This window comes from Sorangium sp. So ce385, from assembly GCF_051474135.1.
GTDB classification, from domain to species: domain Bacteria; phylum Myxococcota_A; class Polyangia; order Polyangiales; family Polyangiaceae; genus Sorangium; species Sorangium cellulosum_D.
On record NZ_CP150337.1, the window covers coordinates 436,654 to 457,270 of the forward strand.

The 20,617-nt window shown below is 71.4% G+C and carries 11 protein-coding genes; 5 read left to right on the forward strand and 6 right to left on the reverse strand.

Annotation, left to right across the window (positions count from 1 at the left end; genetic code table 11):
• Window positions 1–140: 140 nt before the first annotated feature.
• The 3 genes from WME83_RS01725 to WME83_RS01735 form a co-directional block, all read right to left on the reverse strand.
• A complete protein-coding gene (locus WME83_RS01725; protein ID WP_437317516.1) occupies window positions 141–695 on the reverse strand; it encodes an RICIN domain-containing protein in 555 nt (184 codons plus the stop codon).
• A gap of 527 nt (window positions 696–1,222) precedes the next feature.
• A complete protein-coding gene (locus WME83_RS01730) occupies window positions 1,223–1,510 on the reverse strand; it encodes a hypothetical protein (RefSeq protein WP_437317517.1) in 288 nt (95 codons plus the stop codon).
• A gap of 35 nt (window positions 1,511–1,545) precedes the next feature.
• The gene (locus WME83_RS01735) at window positions 1,546–2,439 is read right to left on the reverse strand and encodes a hypothetical protein (protein ID WP_437317518.1); all 894 of its coding nucleotides are present in this window, start codon (window positions 2,437–2,439) and stop codon (window positions 1,546–1,548) included.
• Between the two features lie 472 nt (window positions 2,440–2,911).
• Here WME83_RS01735 and WME83_RS01740 point away from each other — a divergent pair, with 472 nt between their 5' ends.
• Together WME83_RS01740 and WME83_RS01745 are read left to right on the forward strand one after the other, a co-directional pair.
• Window positions 2,912–8,401, forward strand: coding sequence for a DNRLRE domain-containing protein (locus tag WME83_RS01740; protein WP_437317519.1), 5,490 nt, complete (start codon window positions 2,912–2,914; stop codon window positions 8,399–8,401).
• 193 nt (window positions 8,402–8,594) lie between these two features.
• Window positions 8,595–10,292 (forward strand): VWA domain-containing protein, encoded by a 1,698-nt coding sequence (locus tag WME83_RS01745; protein ID WP_437317520.1) that lies wholly within the window; start codon window positions 8,595–8,597, stop codon window positions 10,290–10,292.
• 151 nt (window positions 10,293–10,443) lie between these two features.
• On the opposite strand, the gene WME83_RS01750 is transcribed toward WME83_RS01745, so the two are convergent.
• A complete protein-coding gene (locus WME83_RS01750; RefSeq protein ID WP_437317521.1) occupies window positions 10,444–11,391 on the reverse strand; it encodes an AraC family transcriptional regulator ligand-binding domain-containing protein in 948 nt (315 codons plus the stop codon).
• 368 nt (window positions 11,392–11,759) lie between these two features.
• Between WME83_RS01750 and WME83_RS01755 the strand changes: the two genes are divergently transcribed.
• The 3 genes from WME83_RS01755 to WME83_RS01765 all read left to right on the forward strand — a co-directional run bounded on the left by WME83_RS01755 (window position 11,760) and on the right by WME83_RS01765 (window position 17,990).
• The gene (locus tag WME83_RS01755; protein WP_437317522.1) at window positions 11,760–11,927 is read left to right on the forward strand and encodes a hypothetical protein; all 168 of its coding nucleotides are present in this window, start codon (window positions 11,760–11,762) and stop codon (window positions 11,925–11,927) included.
• A 300-nt stretch (window positions 11,928–12,227) separates the two neighbouring features.
• Window positions 12,228–13,817, forward strand: a complete 1,590-nt coding sequence (locus WME83_RS01760) for a hypothetical protein (protein WP_437317523.1) — start codon at window positions 12,228–12,230, stop codon at window positions 13,815–13,817.
• Window positions 13,818–14,066: 249 nt separating this feature from the next.
• A complete protein-coding gene (locus WME83_RS01765; protein ID WP_437317524.1) occupies window positions 14,067–17,990 on the forward strand; it encodes a protein kinase domain-containing protein in 3,924 nt (1,307 codons plus the stop codon).
• A 105-nt stretch (window positions 17,991–18,095) separates the two neighbouring features.
• Here the strand turns inward: WME83_RS01765 and WME83_RS01770 are convergent, their stop codons facing one another.
• On the reverse strand, window positions 18,096–18,650 hold the full coding sequence (locus tag WME83_RS01770) for a hypothetical protein (RefSeq protein ID WP_437317525.1): 555 nt from the start codon (window positions 18,648–18,650) through the stop codon (window positions 18,096–18,098).
• 233 nt (window positions 18,651–18,883) lie between these two features.
• Window positions 18,884–20,614 carry a hypothetical protein gene (locus WME83_RS01775; RefSeq protein WP_437317526.1) on the reverse strand — a complete coding sequence of 577 codons (1,731 nt, stop codon included), beginning with the start codon at window positions 20,612–20,614 and terminating at the stop codon, window positions 18,884–18,886.
• Window positions 20,615–20,617: the final 3 nt, after the last annotated feature.

Consider the following 20,617-nt stretch of genomic DNA (forward strand, 5'->3'; position numbering starts at 1 on the left):
CGCTGAGCTCGCTCGCCATCGGTCTTTTTCCGCGGCAGCCGGAAGCGACCGGCAGAGAGAGCCGCGAGCGCGCCGCGCCCGCCGCGGGATGCTGCCGCTCGCGGGGCGCGGCGCGCCGGCTCGTCAAGCGGCCGCCGACGTCACTGCGGGACCTTGAAATACTGGGCTGCGCTGACGTTGCCGCACGCTTGCAGCTCGGCCTCCACCCCCGCGGTGGTGGCGCCGCCCGGGATGGTCATGCACATGCCGGGGAAGGGGTCGCGCGCGTGCATGGGCGCCAGCCTGTAGTTGCCGCCGCCTCGGTTCTGCGTGTGGAACCTCTGGCTGTCGAAGAAGCCGCCGTCGAGCCGGCAATCCTCCTGAACCAGCGGCGTGCCAGAGGCCACGCCCGAATCCAGGGCGTCGATGCACTTGTGGGTCACGGCGTTCTCGATGATGACGGCGGCCCCGTCCCGGTGGAAGATCCAGTCGGGCGCGGACGTCGCGCTGGGGGTGCAGCTGACGACCTTGACGGCCCCGCTCGAGTCCGTCGGATCGACGCCGAGGCAGGCCCCGGCAGCGGACTTCAGCTGACCTGCCGTATCGATGAGCGCGGCCTGGTCGCTGTCGGTCTCCTGAACATCGGCGTCGGTCGCGTCACCGAGACAGCCGGCAAGAACGGAGCACGCGGCAAGCATGATGATGGAAATTTTCATGGTATTCACCTTGTCGGGTTTGGTGGGCGTTTATCGATTCTATGGGACAATCCTTGTCCTTCTCTCCTGCGTTGTGTCGATGCGCATGGGCTCTCGCGGCGCTTCTGCAGCGGAGCTGTCGGTGTCGAGCTCCGGATGGCTATAAGCCCTCGTCGCTGCCGCAGACGGCGGAGACACGGACCATTGCCGCGACACAGGACAGCTTCGCCAGGGCCCGATACCACTGTCTCACGGAGTCATTCCCCCTGCGTGCGAGGCACGGAGCGCCTCGACAGGAACGGCCGCAGGCGGACTCGACCCCCGAGGTCCGGCTTTGTCCTGCGTCGCTGCTCGGTTGCCCTGGTGAATGCCGGCACCCTCGGTCGTCCTTCGCGCAAACCGTGCGGGACGGCGTCTTTTTTCTGCGGCGTCGACCGGCGATCGAGCCAAGCAGCGAGCGCGTAGAACTCCGCCGTTAGCGGCCCCGCTGCTTCGCCTCGAGCAATGACTCCAGAGTCTCTTGGTCAGGCCATGAAGGATCGCCGGCCCTACAGGGCGACGCGCTCGGGCCGGCGCGCGGCGGACGACACCTGCGCGAGCGCGTCGGCGAGCGCGCCGCGCGGATCCGCCGGCAGGTCGATCGAGCGCCACGCCACGTGGCCGTCCGGGCGCACCAGCGACGCGCCCCCGGCCCCGAGGCCGAACGCCTTCCGGAGCGCTCTCTCCTCGACCGGGCGCACCTCCGCGCCGATCCGAACGCATTCGAGCGCGACGCCCAGCCGCTCGACGGCATGCGCCGCGGCGAGGCCCCACCGCGCGTCCTCGGCGAGCAGCACCCAGGTTCGCTGGAACAGATCGAGCGTGGTTGCGCTCAGCTCCCCTTGCAGACGTCGGCGCAGGTGCCCGTCGCATCGGCGCACGCGAAGGACGCGCAGTCCGAATCGGCGGAGCAGGGCGCGCCGGCGGCGCCGAGCGGCGCGCACGTGGCGCCATCGCACGCCGTGCCGGCCGCGCAGTCACCGTCCGACGCGCATGGACCGCCCGCCTGCTGCCGCGCCTGGCACGTGCCGTCTTCGCAGTGAAGCTCCTCCTGGCAGTCGAGGCTCCCCTCGCACGACCCGCCCACGGCGAGCCGTGGCGCGCACGTCCCCTCGTCGGGCGGCGAGGGCTGGTCGCACCGGAGCGCCTCGTCGCAGTCGAACGTCGACGAGCATGGCTCTCCGGCCGCCGCCTTCGCCTTGCACGCCGACGTCCTCTGCCCGCTCGCGTCGCCGGTGTACAGGCAGCGGTCCCGGGCGCAATCCCAGTCGGTCGCGCACGTCCCGCCCTCGGGCACGGAGCCGTCCCACGCAGCGAGGCAGGACGGCGTGAACCCGTCGTTCACCCCCAACAGCACGCCCAGAATCTGAAGCTCGGCACAGGGGGCCGCGTCCACCTCGGCGAGGCACGCCTCCGCCTTCTCCGGGACGAAGGTGCCGTTCACCTCGCCTCCGGTGACGGCAACGAGGATCGCTTCGAGATCCGAGGCGCACGCGTCGGCAGAGCTCGCGTCCAGGTCATGCGCGGCCCGGGTCGCCGCGTCGCAGCACGCGAAGGTGCGGTCGCAGAGGGCCTTCGCGTACCTCGAGAAGAAATCGCCGGCTGTCGGCCCCGGCCCTCCGCTGCTCGCCCGCGTCTCGTCATCCCCGCATCCGGGCACGGCGGACATCGCGACAGCCACGGCCGAGAGCAGCGTCGCGAGCAAGACAGGTCGATGCGTGCGCATGAAGAACCTCCTCGGTCCGATCTTAGATGGATCCGCCGGAGCTGAGCCAGCGTGAGCTTCATGACGAGCCCCGGATCCTGCTCGCCGAAGCGGGGGAGGACCAGAGGTCGAGAGGATGCGCCAAAGCCTCAGAGCGGCGGAGATCGTGGGAGGTTGTGCCGACCGCCCCTGGCCTGGCGCGATTTGTCGCCTTGTGGCGCGATTTGTCGCTGGTGGCGCGGCTTGTCGCCGCGTGGCGCGATTTGTCGCCGCGTGGCGCGATTTGTCGCCTTCGCGCTCGGTTTACAGCCGAGTACACAAGCGGTCGCAATGGGAGAGCGCCCGTTGCCGCGCGAGCGGCCCGGGCGAGAGCGGATTCGCCTCGTCTCCTCCCATCAACAAGGGCGTCGAGGGCTTATTCATGACGAGTCTACGATCCATACTGCTACGTCAGGTCGCTCAATCACGCGCGGCCCCATGGCGCGCGGGGCGCTTGCCGCTCCTCGCGTGCCTGGGCGCGCTCACGACCGCCTGCACGGCCGGCGCCGACGATCCGGTCGAGCTGGACGAGCCCGTCGGTCAGGCGGAACAGGCGCTCTGCGCGCCGGACGACGTGGCCTGCAACGACACGACCATCCACGACTGGCCGACGTGGTCCCAGCAGCCCGACCGGCCGGACGCCGTCATCGAAGGAGAGGCCCCGGACGCCGGCACAGGCACGTTCCAGGTGCAGGCGTGCGATCCGAGCCAGCTCGGCAAGCTGCCGGAGAACCCGAACCCCAAGGGCGCGGATCTCCAGAACATCACTACGAACTTCCACGTCCTCCAGTCGATCCAGCTCCTCGCGTCGATCGTCAACAAGACGGCCGAGGCGATCAACGGCCTCAAGACGGCGCCGGCCGCGGACGCGGACAAGGGCACGTGCGTCTGCAGCCAGCAGGTGTCCACCCAGTGCCTGGACGTCATCCAGCAGGACAAGACGACGTACGAGGAGTGCCTCGACTTCTGCGACCCGAGCTCGCCCTCGGCGAACCCGTGCAGCACCGGCGTCCTCGTGTGGCTCTCCAACGACATCCAGCAGACCCAGGCCGGCAAGGCCAAGTGGGCGCTCAGCACGGTGAAGTGGCTCGACAAGATCGCCGACGAGATCGGCGGCGGCCAGTTCGCCAACTTCCTGAGCCAGTTCGGCGGCGAGCTCGACAACATCAGCGAGGTGATGTCGAAGATCCAGTGCTACGTGGACCAGTACACCGAGGGGTACCACCTCGGCAGCTACTCGGACCAGCGGCCCGACCTGCACATGTGCATCCCGTGGGCCGGACACGGCGCGTACGCCAACCTGTCGGACAGCGACCGGTGGGGCATCGGCGGCCGCTACACGTCGCACACGCTGAGCAAGGAGCGCCGCGCCCAGATGCGCACCGGCGGCTTCGCCGTGACCGCGTTCGGCGAGACGCTGAGCATCCTGCCAGGGATGGAGTTCAACATGCAGCTTGACGGTTACAAGTGGTTCAACCGTGAAGCTCCCCTCGGCATCGAGGAGCTCGGCCACCTCGCCGGCGGCGGGGTCAGCCTCGACGCCGCGAAGAAGCTCGGTGTCTTCTACCTCGCGGACGAGGATCAGATGACGTCGCTCGACTCCGACGGCGACGGCCGCGTCTCCCCGCAGGAGTTCCTGATCGGCACGTACATGCCGTTCAACTACACGCCGACCGACGGCGTCCCCGCCCAGCTCACCTGGCCCCGCGAGGGCGCGGAGGCGCTCGAGGACTGGGAGGGGAAGTCGGCCGCGCTCCTCGCCGCGGCGCTCAACCTCGACCTGAAGCTGAAGCCGATCGAGAAGGAGCTGACGCCGATCCCCCTCCCGCCGGTCCCCGGCGCGTACCTCATCCCGTACTTCAAGCTCGGCGCAGGGGTGAAGTGGTACGACGAGGCGTATTTCATGCGCAAGCGCCTGCAGGAGGCGCTCAACAAGAACACGTCGCACAAGATCTCCGATCTCGACTTCAACCGCGACATGCATGGCTTCCAGGCGCCGGACGTGACCGCGGAGGCCGGGACGCAGGTGTCGGTGAGGCCGGAGGTGGGCGCGAAGCTCTTCCTCGGCGTGCCCATCGGCAAGCTCCTGAAGGTGGGCGTGGAGGCCAGCATCGGCTTCTCGGTCGATCTCAAGCCGAAGGGCTCCGGCGGCGTGGTCGACCTCAACGCCTCGCTCGAGCAGGCGCTCGTGAACAGCAACCCGAACGAGGACCTCGAGTGCAAGCCCGTCTTTTCCTACAAGGATGAGGCGTCCTGCTCGAACAAGTACATCCCCGAGTCGTCGCTGGATCTCGCCTGCTCCCCGCTCGACACGAAGAACTCCTGCTGCATCACCTTCATCAACGGCAGCCGCGCCTGCCTCGACGACTGGACGGGGATCACGCAGGATCTGTGCAGCCCGTCGAAGCTCTCGTACGCGCTGTTCTCGACCTTCCTGAAGGAGAAGGACGCGAAGACGTACAAGAGCATCTTCCAGCAGGGCTTCACGACCCAGTGGAGCGCGAACAAGTCGTGCGAGGAGTGCGCGAACGACGGCACCTGCCCGAACAGCCTGCGCGCCCCCGCGCTGCCCGAGATCTCGGCGTGCGCCAAGCACGGCGTGTGCTGCCTGCCCGCGGTCTCTTCGCCCTACGGTCTGGCCTACTCGCTGTCGATCACGGACGGCACGTTCGGCGGCTCCCGCTTCCTCCAGCCCGCCGACCTCGCCTACGATCGCGGCGGTAACCGCCTCTTCGTCGCGGATCGGACCGCCATCCGCCGCATCAACCTGCAGACCGGCCAGGTGACGACGATCGCCGGCTCGGCCGCGGCGGGCAACGTCGACGGGGTCGGGACCGCCGCGCGGTTCAACACGATCTCGGGGATCACGTACGACGCGGGCTCGCTCTACATCGCCGATCGCGGCGCTCGCTCGGTCCGCAAGCTCAACCTGAGCACGAACCAGGTGACCACGATCGCGGATCGGACGGTGTTCCTGACGCCGCGGGACGTCGCCGTGCACGACGGCGCCCTCTACGCCACCGACAGCGGCGCCCGCACGCTGATCCGCATCCCGCTCCCGTCGGGCGCGGCCACCACCGTGGCCGGCACGTCGGGCCAGACCGGGGGCACCGACGGCATCGGCTCGGCGGCCCGGTTCTCGGAGCCGACCAACCTCGTCGCCGACGGGCGCGGCAGGCTGTACATCAGCGACACGATCAACAACACGCTGCGGCGGTTCGACGTCGCTTCGGCGGCGGTCACCACCGTTGCCGGGACCAGCGGCTCGGCGGGCTCGGCGGACGGCATCGGCTCGGCCGCGCGGTTCACCGCGCCGAAGGGGCTCACCGTCGACAGCGCGGGTCACGTGCTCGTCGTCGACGGCAACAAGCCCGGTCGCGTGCGGCGCTTCGACCCGGAGACCTCCGCCGTGACGACCGTCTCCGGTGCTCCCGGCACCGTGGCGACGGACGGCCTGGCCGACGACGCGATCTTCGAGCTGCCCGCGGGCGTGGCCGTGCTCCCGACCGGCGACATCTACGTGAGCGACACGACCCCTGCGACGGTCCGCAAGATCAGCGGCGACTGCGACTCGGGCATCCCCGGCGCCGTCGTGTTCGACGTCACCGAGGCCGAGTGCCCCGGCAACTTCGACGCGTACAGCTGCCTGTCGGAGACCAAGGCCGACGCCACGGAGTGGCAGGGGCCCGGGTGCCACCCGCTCCAGACGGGCTTCCCGTCGGCGTGCGGCTGCACCTCGAACGCCGATTGCGCGAGCGGCGAGACGTGCGATGTCCAGGCGAAGGTGTGCACCGTCGGCGGGACGCCCGTCGATTGCGTCTGCACCGCGCAGAGCACCTGCCCGAACCAGCCCGGTCGCGCCTGCGTGAACGGGGCGTGCGCCCGGCACTGCACCTACAGCCCCTCGACGGCGAGCACGGCCTGCGGCCAGAACGAGGTCTGCACGCCCGGCGGCACGTGCGAGCCGAAGGCGGGCCCGAACGTGCCTTATGCCGAGGAGGTGATCTGGGGCATGAAGAACGGGGATGACCCGACCCACGCGATCGCGACGTACGGCCTGACCGAGATCGAGCTCATCGCCGCGCTCAACGCGGGCATCCACGTGGGCCTCGAGGCGAAGCTGTTCAAGAAGTGGAAGAAGTTCACGCTGTGGAAGTGGCGCCGGACCTTCGATATCGGCTCGGTCTCGAAGTACAAGTTCCAGCCCGGGCTCGAGGCCACCTACCAGTGGGACACCTCGCCGCTCGGCGACATCACCAACTACCAGCCCGGCGAGGTCACGCGGTACGCCCAGGTGAACGCGTCGACGGCCGACTTCCTCGCGTGGTGCAAGGACGAGATGCCGCTGCACGCGGCGGACCCGCTGCCCCCCACCACCGATGACGTGGTCGGCGGCGTGGAGGACGTCGTGGACTTCGGCTTCGACCTGGGCGAGACGGTCTCGTCGGCCGAGAACCTCTGCATCAACGGCCAGCCGATGACGGACTGGCTGCAGGACCAGGACGCGCTCACCCAGACGTTCGTGACCGGGACCTGCTCGTACGTCGGTCCGCAGACCGGCTCGCGCGGGAGCCTCAGCTTCCCGTGCCAGGAGGCGCATCGTCACCTGCTCAAGCACTGGGGGTGCCTGGACACGCAGCGCACGGCCACGTCCTTCCAGCTGGCCATCGGCGACTTCAGCGGCGCGGTGGTCAACCCGGGGACGCCCCACTTCGACCTGACCAAGGTCCTCGTCGACCCGGACGCCGGCCTCGAGCCCGAGAACCTGGCGAAGCGGACCGCCATGTCCGAGGCGTGGCTCGCCGAGGTGGAGACCTGCTTCGACGACCACTACGAGGACACGATCCCCTGCGCGTGCCAGACGGACGCGGACTGCACCACCGGCCCCGGGCTGACCTGCGTGAGCGGGACGTGCCAGACGCCGGAGAACACGGTCGCCGAGTGCTCCGTCGTGGAGAACGCGGGCGTCACCGTCGAGCGGTGCTGCGGCGACGGCGTGCAGCAGGCCGCGGAGCAGTGCGACGACGGCAACACGGTGAGCGGCGACGGCTGCTCGGCGCTCTGCAAGCCGGAGTCGAAGGGCGCGTGCTGCCGGTCGGGCGGCTGCACCGACCTCGGCCAGGGCGGGATCAGCTCCGGGCAGAGCTGCGCGAGCGCCGGCGGCTACTTCGTCAGCGGCTACAGCTGCGCCGAGGTCGACGCGTGCGGCAGCGAGCCTGTCGGCGCCTGCCACGAGGCCGACGGGACCTGCCACGACCCGACGACCCAGTCGCAGTGCGCGGCGGTGCCGGGGGCGGTGTTCACCGTCAACGGGGCCTGCGAGAACCCGGTCCAGACGCTGGAGCTGCAGCCCGGAAGCGAAGGCGTCGACGCGATGATCAGGGGCCTCAGCTCGAACGTGAACACGAATTACGGCAACGCCGTGAACCTCACGGCCGGCTCCTGGACTAGCCCCTTCATTCCGCACCCCTGGTTCCGGAACCGGAGCCTGATCCGCTTCGATTTCTCGCAGCTCCCGGCGGGGGCCACGGTCGAGCAGGCCCGTCTGAGCCTCTATGCGGACCCGGACGCCACCCTGTACTACCAGGGGATCACCAACACCGAGCCCCCGGGGCACTCGACGGTCGGCGGCTCCAACGCCTTCCTGCTCCAGCGCGTCACCGCGGCCTGGCAGGAGAACACCGTGACGTGGAACAACCAGCCGGCCTCGACGACCGCGAACGAGGTGCTGCTGCCGCAGAGCACGTCCACGAGCCAGGATTACGAGAACATCGATGTGACCGCGCTCGTGAGAGACATGCTCACCGGGACCGGGAACAACCATGGATTCATGATCCGGCTCCAGAGCGAAGCGGATAGCTACCGGGAGGTCTCGTTCACGTCGAGCGACTACGCGACCGCCCACAGGCGCCCGAAGCTCGTGATCAAGTACCGCACTCCGTGAGGGCCGGCGTCACCGGTCCGGCCAGGTAGGTAGGCAGGGTGGCGGGCCGTCGTCCGCGCGACGACGCCCGCCATCCCGCCGCGCCTCACCGTCCCTGAGCGTCAGGGTGAGCCCCCGGTGACGCGGCTCCTGTTCGACTTCAGTTTCGGTTTTTCTTTTAGCCCTGTCCAAGAACGAAGAGGAAATAGAGACAATGAGAAGCGTAGTCCGTAGTTTCGCAGGCATCCCCTTTGGCGTCCTCGCGAGCGTGGTGGGGCTGTCCACGGCGCTGGCTCAGGTCACGCCGCTCGACACGAACCACGTGGTCATCATCGACCGCTCCGGCAGCATGTACGGGATCAACCTCGCCCTCGCGCAGCAGGCGGCGAAGATCTACAAGAACACGCTCGCCTCGAGCAACGTGCCCGCCTCGCAGTCGTTCACCGAGCAGATCGGCCTGGCGAGCTACTCGGACACGGCCTCGGAGTCTTTCCCGATCACGCCGCTCCCGGCGTCCGGCTACGACGCGGCCGTGGACGCGCTCGTCGCCGACGGGTCGACCTCGATCGGGGCGGGCCTCGAGCAGGCGCTCGACATGCTCACCGCGGAGAACCCGACCAAGGGGCCGCGCGAGTGCGTCGTCCTCCTGTCCGACGGGCAGCACAACACGCCGCCGGCGCCGAGCGACTTCTTCACGGATTACTTCACCCGCGTGGACGAGGTCCACTCGATCGCGCTCGGGGCGGGGGCGGACGAGCCGCTGATGGCCGACATCGCGACGAACTACGGAACCTCGCCCGGGCTCTTCATGCGCGCCGACGTCAGCTCCGACATCGACCAGCTCGAGCTGCTCGGCGCGTTCAACCGCATGGCGAACGACTGCCGCGAGGGCGGCATGATCGATCAGGGGCTGAACCGGCTCGCGCCGGGGACCTCGCCGCAGGATGCGTCGTGCGCTGAGGTGTACGTCTCGGCCGCTCAGATCGTGGATTTCACGATGATCTTCCAGGGCAGCGCCGCCCCCGACGTGTACCTGATTCCGCCGTCGCAGCACCCGGAGCACCATATCGGCATCACCGAGGCGAGCTACGGGTCGTCGAGCTCCGACCTGACCTTCTTCTCGGCCGACAACTTCAAGCGCTTTTCGCTGAACCTCACGCAGTCGTACGAGGAGGGCTTCTGGAATGTCTGCGCCGTCAACAACACGCCGTCGGACATCTATATCTATTCCGCCGTGTCGACGCTGATCGACGATATCCAGCTCCAGGTCACCACGAACGGCCTGAACGTCGGGTCGCAGCCGCTGGTCGTCGAGGCCGCGGTGACCCACCTGGGCGCCCCCGTGACGGGCGCCGCGGTCATCGCCGAGATGGAGGCGCCGAGCGGCGCGGGCACGTCGCTCACGTTCTATGATGACGGGCTCGCCGCGCACGGCGACACCACGGCCAACGATGGCGTCTACTCGACGAAGTTCAGCCAGTTCGCCGAGGGGGGGAGCCACCAGATCACGGTCTTCGCGGACCACGCCGGCAACTCCACCGTCCCGATGTTCACGCGCCAGTACAAGTTCGGGGTTTACAAGGATCCCACGACGGTCGTGACCTGCCAGAGCCTCGGCCAGGCGGGCCCGGCGACCACGGCGACGGTGAACGGCACGGCGTGCTTCCAGATCGACCCAGCGAACTACCCGACGGGGTGGACGCCGGCGAACCTGTGGCTGCAGGTGACCGCGATGGACGGCCTGCCGCTGAACGGCGTCAGCGTGTCCGTCAACGGCGGGGCGGCCCAGAGCCCCGCGGCGAACAGCTGGGGGATGCAGCTCTCGACGCCGTTCCCGGGCGCGGCGAGCCCCGTCGTCTACCAGGTGAGCACGACGTCGAGCCGGCAGCTCCAGCTGGCGTGGCATCCGTGATCGCCGCCGCGCCCCCGGCGCGGGCCTGCCCCGGCGCCAGCGCGGGCGGTCGCGGGTGACCACGCGGCCGCAGCGCCGGTGGGCCTTGGCTTTCCGGCGCCGCGGCGGGCCTTGCCGGCCCCGCGGCGGGTCTACCGGCGCCGCGGCGGGTCTACCGGCGCCGCAGCGCGCGGGACGCGGAGCGGGCGCTCGCGTAACCGAGCTCGGCGGCGAGCGCGTGCCGCGAGGGGGTAGCGATGGCCAGGTACCGATCCACGAGCGCGGCGCGCGTCTCCGCGAGGAGCGCGCGGTGCGACGTGCCCTGCTCGCGCAGCTGCCGCTGGAGCGTGCGCGGGCTCACGCCCATGCGCTCGGCCACCTGGTCGATGTTCGGGTTGCCCTGGGCGATGCACTCGCGGAGCGCGTGGCGGACCTCGTCGATGAAGCCGGACGGCGCGACGGGCGGCGGCGCGTCGACCCGGCGTTGCTGGTGGAGCCGCAGCTCCGCGAGCTCCTCGAGGATCTCGCACAGCCGGAGGTCGGGGGAGCGGAACGGCATCTCCAGGTGCTCCCGCCGGAAGACCAGCTCGTCGCAGGGGGCGCCGAACTCGACCGGCGCGTCGAAGATCTGTTCGTAGGCGCGCGCGCTGCCTCGGCGGTGGTGCCGGAAGCGCACGGCCAGCGGGCGGACGTGCTCGCCGGAGAACGTGCGCGCCCGGAGCACGGTCATGCCGGCGAGGAGCTCCGACACGGGGGGGAGGCCGTTGGGCGCGACGTGGCGGAAGCGCGCGCGGCCGCCGTCCGCGCTCAAGCTCAGCTCGCCGGAGTCGGCGAGCAGCGGGGCGAAGCGGATGAAGCGGGAGAGCGCCGCGCCGAAGCTTTCGCTGTTCCGCGACAGGTAGTCGAGGATGTCGAGCGTGCCGACGTCGAGCGTCTCGGCGATGCGGAGCCCGAGCAAGGGGTCGCCGCTCACCCGTTCGGCGGACGACCAGACGTAGCGCGCCGCGCTCAAGGGGATCGGCACGCCGCGCTGGCTGAGGGCCCCCGGCGGAAGCGCCGCGCCCCGCAGGACCGCCTCCAGCGGCAGGCCGAGCTTCGGTGCGGCGGAGATGAGGAGCAAGATGAAGTCGGAAAATGCAGGCGGAGCCGGCTCTTGGCGCACATTTCCTCACAAATCTAAGGACCTAGAAGATTAGAGGGATGTGGGCCGCCTTGCAACCCGGGCGGGCGTCGGGAGCGTGCGTTCCCGTGGATGGCACGCCCTCGCCATGAGGGCGCCACGCCCGCTCGTCGTCGAGGCGCCGTGGTCACCTGATCGCCGGCCTGCGGCGTGGCCGCGAGCGCGGGGGAGCCCGCGTGCTCACGCTCGTCGGGGCGGCGGCCGCGGTCGCCGGCGCTCCCGGCTCGGGCGGCGACAGCCTCGACCTCGACGACCTCCGATCCTTCAGGGCGGGGAGCCGTAGGGGGTGTTGCAAGGTGGGTCAGTCCGTGGACGTGGAAGACGGCAGCGCTGACCCGACCACCGGCAACAGCGAGGCCATTCGCGGGCCGGGCGACACGGAGCTCGGCATCGCGCGCCGTCCGCCGGCGCTCGACGACGGCACATCGCCCGGTCCGGGCGTGTCAGCTCGCGGCGACTTTGTAAAGAATGTTTAAAAACAAAGCCGCGACCGCGCTGGACATTGAACGTCGGGTGTAATCCGCTACATCATCGCTCGCCTGAGGTCGCTCCGAGCCATGCTTGGTCGCCCCCTGGGCGCGGCGTCGCGCGCTGGGCGGCGAAGGCTGTCTCCCCGGCGGTTTCCTGCGGGGGAGTGGGGCACGAGGCCCGGGCTGCGCCGCTGGGCGGCACGGGCCGTCCGGCGACCCTGCTGAAGGATGGATGGAACGCGCCGCTCGACTGCTCGCAACCCTTCGCGGCGGTCGGGCGCTGCGCTTGTAACGGAGAATACCTGGATGGGAAGCTCGAAGATGGGGCTGCTGTGGGCGTGCGGGGTCGGAGCGGCCTTGTTCGCCGGGGGGTGCTCGGATGCCGAGGAGGAGATCCCGGAGCGCGTCGACGAAGTTTCGCGATCGCTCACCTTGGCGGATCGGCTCGATCAATGCGCGCAGGATCCGCGTGTGGTCGCCGGGCTCGTCTCGCAGGACATCTGCGCGGGCGCGGGGGTGTTCTTCCACGAGACGTTCGAGGGCAACGGCCGCACCTGCGGTACGTGCCACCCCGTGGCCAACAACACGACGCTCGACGTGCAGTTCATCACGGCCCTGGACCAGACCAACCCCGATGACCCGCTCTTCGTCTTCAGGGAGGTGCCGGAGCTCGCCGAGCTCGAGACCTCGGACCTCCTGGAGGACGCGGCCATCCTCGAGAACGTGGACGGCTTCATCGATCCGACGCACCGGTTCGTGTCGCGCGGGGTGAACCACGTCCTGTCGCTGAGCACCAGCATTCGGGCGGATTCGGGGGACGGCACCACAAATCCGCCCGCGGAGCGGACGGGGTGGGGCGGGGACGGCTCGAGCGACGGCACGCTGCGCGGCTTCCTCAAGGACGCGGTCACCCAGCATTTCCCGAAGCGCCTCGCGCGCGAGCCGGGCGTCGATTTCCGCTTGCCGACGCCGGAAGAAGAGGACGTGACGCTGGCCTTCCAGCTCAGCCTGGGCCGGCTGAACGAGCTGGATCTGGCGAGCGTTCGCATGTTCGATGTGGAGGCGGAGGACGGCCGGCAAGCGTTCATGGACCCGGAGCGCGGCCGCTGCAATGTGTGCCACCACAACGCTGGCGCGAACTTCCAGGACACCGGCAACAACCGCAACTTCGACACCGGGACAAGCAGAAGGGGGTCGTCGCTCAACGGGGGCAGCTTCGGGGGCGAGTTCCTCGCGGACGGCGGCTTCGGGGGGCGAGACCTGCCAGCGCCCAATTTCGATGGCACGGGTATCGGTTTCCCCAATTCGTTCGGCAACGGCACCTTCAACCCGCCGCCCCTGATCGAGGCCGCGGACACGCCGCCCTTCTTCCACAACAACCTGCAGATCAACGACAGGGCGGATCCGGGCATCAACGATGCCGTCACGTTCTACGCCTCGACGCCCTTCAACTTGTCGCCTGCCGCCCAGGAGCTCGAGCAGCGCTTCGGGACCCCGCTCAACCTGGCGCCGCTCGACTCGAACGCCATCGCTCGCTTCTTGCGCGCGCTGAACGCCGCCTTCAACGTCGACATCGCGAAGCAACGGCTGGACGCCGCGCGGGTGCTCGTCGACAGCTTCGCGAACACGCGCGCCGACGTGCAGCAGAGGCTGCTGGAGCTCGCCCGCGTCGAGATCGACGACGCCATCGAGGTGATGGCGCCGATGTCGCTGTATCCCGCTGCGTCGCAGCAGCTCGACCTCGCGCGCACCGAGATCGCCCAGGGCGTCGCGGCCAGCTCGGCGGTCGAGCGCCGCAACCGCATCGTGAACGCCGTCGCGCGCGTGACGACCGCGCGGGCCCAGTTCGGGCAGAACATCACGTTCGTGCTCGGTCAGGGCAACCTGATGTACTGAGCGCGGCGGGGCTCGCCGGGCGCCGCGCGAACGGTGTTCGGCCGAGCGGCGCCGGGGGCGGTCGCTCGCACGACGCTGTTGCGCGATCCCCTCGTGGCGCGCCTCGAACAGGCAATCTCGATTCTACTCCTGCGACCACCCGAGGGCCGTCTCGGCGACTGGGCTCGATGGGCCCGACGGCGCGCCCGCGCCGGGGAGGTCCTCCTTGCTGCCGCTTGCAGCCTTGGATAGTGTGGGCTGCATAACATCATGCGCCCGGACACGTTGATCGCCGATCGCTTCGTCCTGGAGCGCCCCGTCGGCGCCGGCGGCATGGGCACCGTCTACCGCGCCGTCGATCGCCTGAGCGGCGCTCCTGTCGCGCTCAAGCTCGCTCCGCTCGACGACGCGCAGCTCCGCGCCCGCGCGATCGCCGAGGCCGACGCCCTCGCCACGCTCGACCACGCCGCCATCGTCCGCTTCGTCGCCCACGGGCTCACGCCCGACGGCCGCCCGTTCCTGGCGATGGAATGGCTCGACGGCGAGGATCTCGCCCAGCGCCTCGAGCGCGACCCGCTGACGGCGCCCGAGGTCGCGCTGCTCGGCGAGCGCGTGGCCGGCGCCCTGAGCTTCCTGCACGCGCGCGGCGTCGTGCACCGCGACCTCAAGCCGAGCAACCTCTTCCTGCCGGGCGGCGAGGTGGCGCAGGTCAAGCTCGTGGACTTCGGCATCGTCCGCGTGCCGCGCGTGGCGCCGCGCCTGACCGCGACCGGCGCGCTCGTCGGCACGCCCGCCTACATGGCGCCGGAACAGGCGTGCGGTGAGCGCGAGATCGCTCCCGCCGCGGATCTGTTCGCGCTGGGCGCCGTGCTGTTCGAGTGCCTGGCCGGCCGCCCTGCGTTCACCGGGGCGAGCCTCATGACCGTGCTCGCCCGGGTGCTGCTCGAGGAGCCGCCCGGCCTGGACGCGGTGCGGACCGATCTGCCGCCCGCGCTCGTCGACCTGGTGGCGCGCCTGCTCTCGAAGCAGCCCGACGAGCGGCCCGACGCCCCCACGGTCGCCGCCGCGCTGTCCGCGCTGCTCCCCGCGCTCGAGGGCAGCGTGGCCAGAGGGGGGACCCTGGCCGCGCCGGCCATCACCGGCGACGAGCAGCGCCTCGCCTGCGTGCTGCTGATCCGCCCCGCTCCCGAGCAGGCCTCGGACGCGGGGGCGCCCCCGACCGGCGACGCCCGCGCGGGCGCCACGCTGCCGGCCGAGCGTCCGTTCGCGATCCCGCCCGAGCGCGACGCTCTCGAGCGGCTGCTCGCCCTCGTGCGCCCGCGCGGCGGCCGCGCGGATCGCCTGGCCGACGGCGGCCTGGTGGCGAGCTGGAAGGACCCCGGCGTGCCGCGCGATCAGGCGATGCGCGCCGCGCGGGCCGCCCTGCTGGCCAGGAAGCGCCTGCCCGGCGCCGCCATGGCGCTCGCGTGCGGCATGGCCGAGCTGCACCGCGCGCTGCCCCTCGGCCCGGCGCTCGAGCGCGCCGCCGCGCTGCTCGACGCGGACGAGGCGCTGGACGATGCCGTCCCGATCGACGACATCACGGCCCGCCTGGTCGAGGCGCGCTTCGAGATCGCGCCCGCGGCGCTCGGCCACCGGCTCATCGCGGAGCGCGCCGTCGACGAGGAGGAGCGCCGCCTCCTGCTTGGCCGGGCGGCGCCCTGCGTGGGTCGGGATCGCGAGCTGCGCGTGCTCATGGACCTGCTCGACGAGTGCATCGCAGAGCCCGTGGCGCGCGCGGTGCTCGTCACCGCCCCGGCCGGCACCGGCAAGTCCCGCCTGCGGCAGGAGCTGCTGCGCTTCGTGCGCCAGCGCGGCGACGTCGAGGTCTGGGCGGCGAGCGCCGACGAGCTCGCCGCCGGCTCGCCGTTCGTCCTGCTCGGGGATCTGCTGCAGCGCGCCGCCGGCGCCGGCGCCGGCGACCTGATCGAGCACCGGCAGCGGCGGCTTCGAGAGCTCGTCGCCCGCCATGTCCCCGAGGCGGATCGCGCCCGCGTCGCCGCGTTCCTCGGCGAGATCGCCGCGGCGCCGTTCTCCGCCGCGGCCTACCCGGCGCTCGCCGCCGCCCGCCGCGAGCCGGCCATCATGGCCGAGCAGGTCCGCCGCGCGTTCCTCGATCTGATCGCCGCCGAGACCACCGCGCGCCCGGTCCTGCTCGTGTTCGAGGATCTGCACTGGGGCGACGGGCCCAGCCTCCAGCTCGTCGACGCTGCGATCGCGCGCCTCTCGGATCGTCCCTTCATGGTGATGGCCCTCGCCCGTCCCGAGCTTCACAAGCGCTTCCCCGATCTCTGGGCCGGCCACGGCGCCCAGGAGATGCGCCTGTTCCCCCTGACCCGCCGCGCAGCCGCGCAGCTCGTCCGCCACGCCCTGCCGGACGCGGGCGACGCCCTCGTGCAGCGCCTCGTCGATCGCGCCGATGGCCACCCCTTCTCCCTGGAGGAGCTGATCCGCGCCGCGGCCAGGGGACACGGCGACGCGCTGCCCGAGACGGTCGCTGCGATGGTCCAGGCCCGGCTCGCGGAGCTCTCCTCCGACGAGCGCCGGCTGCTGCGCGCGGCGAGCGCCTTCGGCGAGGTCTTCTGGAAGGGCGGCGTGATGGCCCTGCTCGGCGGCGAGGGCGCGACCTCCGTCGCCGAGCGCCTCGACGCGCTGGTGGCGCGCGAGATCCTCGTCCGCCGCAAGGACAGCCGCTTCCCGGGGGAGGAAGAGCTCGCCTTCCGCCACGCGCTCCTGCGCGACGGCGCCTACGCGGCGCTCACCGACGCGAACCGCGCCCTCGCCCACCGCCTGGCCGCCGGCTGGCTCGAGCAGGCCGGCGAGGCCGATCCGCTGATCCTCGCGACCCACTACGAGCGCGGCGAGCAGCCTGGCCGCGCCGCCGAGTGGTATTGCCGCACCGTGGAGCGGGCGCTCGCGGGGAACGATCCCCACGGCGGCATCGCGCACGCCGAGCGGGCCCTCGCGCTCAGCCCCGACGAGGCGGTCCGCCTGCAGGCGCGCTACGCCATCGCGCGCGCGACCTGGTTTGCTGGCCGCCTCGCCGAGGCCGAGCGCTGGATCGATCAGGTCCTCGAGGCCACGCCGCGCGGCTGCGGCGTGTGGTGCGCCGCCGGGCACATCAAGATCATCCTCCTCGTCCAGCGGAGCGCGGCGGACCTCATCCCGTTCGGGATCTCCATGGTCGAAGGGGTGGCCGCCACACCCGAGAACGCAGGCCCGCTCCTCACGCTCCTGGGCTCGCTCTGGATGACCCTCGGTTTGATCGGTCAAGCGCAGCAGGCGCAGCCTTATTACGCGCGCGCAGAGGCCATCGTCGAGACGCTCGGAGAGAGCGTCGATCCGAGCTCGCTCGGCCACTTCTTCTTCTATCGCGCGACGATCCGGCAGACCGTCGTGCTCTCTCTGGAGCAGGCGCTGCGCGACGCGGAGCACGCTGTCCACCTGTTTCAGATGGCTGGCGATCGCCTGCAAGCCGGGATGGCCCATGCAAGCCTGGGCTTTGCGCTGTGGAACCTCGGAGCCTTCGAGCAGTCCGAGGCGGAGTTCCGCCGCGAAGTGGAGGAGGCCGCGCCCGGGGTGCAGAGCGGGATCCTCTCGCGGACGTGGTTGGCGATGCTGCTCGCGCACCGCGGTGCGCTGGACGAGGGGCTGCGCGAGGCCACCCGGGCCCTGACCGAAGCCCACGCAGCGAGCGATCACGTGACCGAGATCCTCGCGCGGTACGGGCGGGCGTATGTGCTGAAGCGGCGAGGGGCGTACGCCGCAGCCGAGCAGGAGCTCCGCGGCATCATCTCGCTGGCGAGACAGACGATGACGCTGCGTGAAATCTACGCGGCGCTGGCCGCAGTGCGGCTCGCCCAGGGCGACACGGCCGACGCGCTGACGATCGCGCGGGGGGTGAGCGACCCCGACGCCAGGAGCTCTGCGACTGCACGGCTTCAGGCGCGCGCGGTCGAGGCCGAGGCGCTGCTCGCCACGGGCGACCGCGCGGCGGCCCGGGCGCTGCTCGCCGAGACCCGCGCCGAGATCCTGGCGATCGCGGCCGACATCCAGGACGAGGGGCTGCGCGCGTCATTCCTGACGCGCGGGCCCTTGAGCGCGCCGCTGCTTCAGCTCGCCGAAGCGGAGGGCGTGGGGCCGGTCATGGCGTGAGCTCCACACGGGGTGCCGGCGCCGCCTCTCATCCTCGGCGTACGGAACACAGCGGCGGCCGGGGGCGCCATCGTGCGCTGGATCCTCGCCGACGCCGGCGGGCCGTCAGAGGCAATCGACGAGGCCGTCGTAAATCGACCTGTCCGTCCCGGGGAGCGCGGCGTCGATCGCCCGAGCTCCCGGCGCCGAGAGCGCCGCCACGAGGTCGACAACGGCGGTCTCCGGGGCGACGGGCACCTCGCAGAGGAAGATCCTGGCATCCACCTCCACATCGCCCGTGGAAGGCAGGACCTCCTCGTTGCTCGCCGCGAGGACCCACACGCAGCGGCCTATCGTCCCGGCGTGCTCCTCGACGGAGCAGCGGAATCGAAGCGACCTGTAATTGCTGTAGTCGCCTTCGCAGAAGGTGTCGCCGCACACGGCGTCGAAATCGTCGTCCAGACCGCGGCGCAGCGCGTACCATGCGTCGATCTCGGCCGAGCTCGCGAAGTACGACTCCGCGTCGATGAAGCTCTGCGCGCCGGTCGAGCCGGCCGGAGCCCCGGCGCCGCCTGGCTGCGGAGCGGTGTCCTCCGGTTGCTGCGGGACGGCGCCGTGCGCGGCAGAACAGGCGAGCGCGAGGACCGGGAGAAGCGTGGACAGGGAGTGACGAACCAACATGCGTGCCTCCATCGAGCGCGACGCGCGGCGCCGGCTCGAGCTATCGCCGCTTCCGGGCCTCCGCGCTGCCCCGCGACGGCGAGGCCAGCGCGAGGTCGGACCTCGCGGCGCTTCGGGAGGCGCTCTTTGCGAGCGGCGTGCCTGGGCTTTTTGCCGCATTTCGAGGCCCGCTCCGCGCTCCGGGGCCTGGCGGCCGCCAGGCGTACCGCCAGATCCGCCACCTCGGCGCGATGCTACCCGCGCGTCGCGAGCCCCCGCCGCCCCCATTCCCGGTACGTCTCCACCCACCCCAAGAGCTCCTCGCGCGACGCGCCGTGCTGCGCGGCGACCGGCTCGGCCTCGCCGCTGCCCAGGTAAGCGAGCACCGCAGCCTCCATCTCCCGCGGATCCCGCGGCGCCCGCGCCGCCGCGCCTCCGGCGGCCGCGCTCCCCTCCGGCGCGGCCCCGCGGACGGCGACGGCGACCCCCGGCGGGACGCGCGCGACGGGCAGCCGCGCCGCCGGATCGCCGAGCAGCACGTACGCCGACAGATCCTGCCGCTGCATCCACAGATCCGCCCGCCTGGCCCTCCGCGCGCCGTCGTCGGCGCCGCCGGGCGAGGCCGCGTCCTTCTCGTACATCGCCGTGAGGTTCCGGTCGATCTCGCCGAAGAAGCTCGCGATCTCGTGGTGCACCACCCCGAAGCGGTGGCCGTTCACCGCCGACCGCAGCGCCTCCTGGAAGCGCTCGTGCCGGGGCCGCGGGGCCCCGCCGCCGGCCGTCGCGATGCCGTCCTGGAAGCTCCACGTCCAGCTCAGGTCGACGTGGCCGATCACCCCGAGCGGCCCGTCGGGGTTGGCGAGCGCCTGCTGGGGCAGCGCCGCCACGAACGGCCGTTCCCCCTCCCGGGGCAGCGCCGAGAGCACGCTCCGCGCGTGGTCGTCGTGGAGCCCCAGGGCCGCGAGCTGCTCCAGCCACGGAAGGTAGGCGCTCCGCGCGGGCGTGCCTCCGCCGAAGCACGCGAAGAACAGCCACAGGCCGCCGGGCAGGAACTTCCGGCCCCGGAGATCCTTCGCCGCGATCCGATCGTTGCTCCGGCTGATCTTCATCGCCCCCTGCAGCCGGCGCTGCTCCTCGGGCGAGGCCCAGCGCCCGCTCGCGGGCAGGCCCAGGCCGTGGCTCATCGAGAACAGCAGCCCGGCCTCGGCGCGCTCGGCCCGCGCCAGCAGGTCGTGCGCGTGATCCAGGAGATCGTCGTCCGAGAAGCGGCCCTCGCCGCCGCCGATCTCGACGAGGTCCGCGGCCGGGAACCTGCCCTTTCGCCGGAGCGCTTCTGCGGCCGAGCGGAGCGGCTTCATCAGGTGCTCGTGCCCCTCGGCGATCGCGCCCGTGCCGTCCCGCGCCGTGTAGAGAATCGCGGGCGCGCCCCGGGCGAGCTCCTCCTCGCGCTGCCGCTCCCAGCGGAGCAGCTTGGCCACGTACGCCTCGTAGGCGTGCTCGTCGACATCGCCCCGCTCGTCGGTGAACGCGAGCCGGCCGACGAACGCCTCGCCTCCGAGCATCTGCTGGAGCTCCCACGAGACCAGGTCCGGGCCGCCGAGGATCAGGAGATAGCGGGGCAGGTCGGCGAGCTGTCGGCCGACTTCATCCCGGTAGTCCTGGCCGATCCAGCGGTTCGCCGCCTCGGCATCCATGCCGGGCTCGACCTCGTAGATCTTCACCTGGGCCTGCTGATCCTCGCGCCGCTTGTCCAGGAGCGGGGCGATCCGGTCGACGAGACGCCTGCCGGCGTCGCCGCGGGGGACGACCAGGCCCCAGCGCTGGGCGGGCAGCGCGTCGGGCAGGCCGCTGCGCTCGGCCAGGTGGGTGGGCCTGCGCGACCGCGCCGCCGGCCTCGGCGGCGCATCGACGGCGTCCTGCGGGAGACCGCCGGAGAGCACAGGCTCCTGGGTGTCGGCGTGAGCGAGGAAGAGGTGGAGGGGCATGGG

Coding starts and splice junctions, on each gene's coding strand:
- WME83_RS01760 (WP_437317523.1), top strand. CDS start 12,228: ATGGGAAGCTCGAAGATGGGGCTGCTGTGGGCGTGCGGGGTCGGAGCG.
- WME83_RS01725 (WP_437317516.1), bottom strand. CDS start 695: ATGAAAATTTCCATCATCATGCTTGCCGCGTGCTCCGTTCTTGCCGGC.
- WME83_RS01735 (WP_437317518.1), bottom strand. CDS start 2,439: ATGCGCACGCATCGACCTGTCTTGCTCGCGACGCTGCTCTCGGCCGTG.
- WME83_RS01775 (WP_437317526.1), bottom strand. CDS start 20,614: ATGCCCCTCCACCTCTTCCTCGCTCACGCCGACACCCAGGAGCCTGTG.
- WME83_RS01765 (WP_437317524.1), top strand. CDS start 14,067: ATGCGCCCGGACACGTTGATCGCCGATCGCTTCGTCCTGGAGCGCCCC.
- WME83_RS01745 (WP_437317520.1), top strand. CDS start 8,595: ATGAGAAGCGTAGTCCGTAGTTTCGCAGGCATCCCCTTTGGCGTCCTC.
- WME83_RS01770 (WP_437317525.1), bottom strand. CDS start 18,650: ATGTTGGTTCGTCACTCCCTGTCCACGCTTCTCCCGGTCCTCGCGCTC.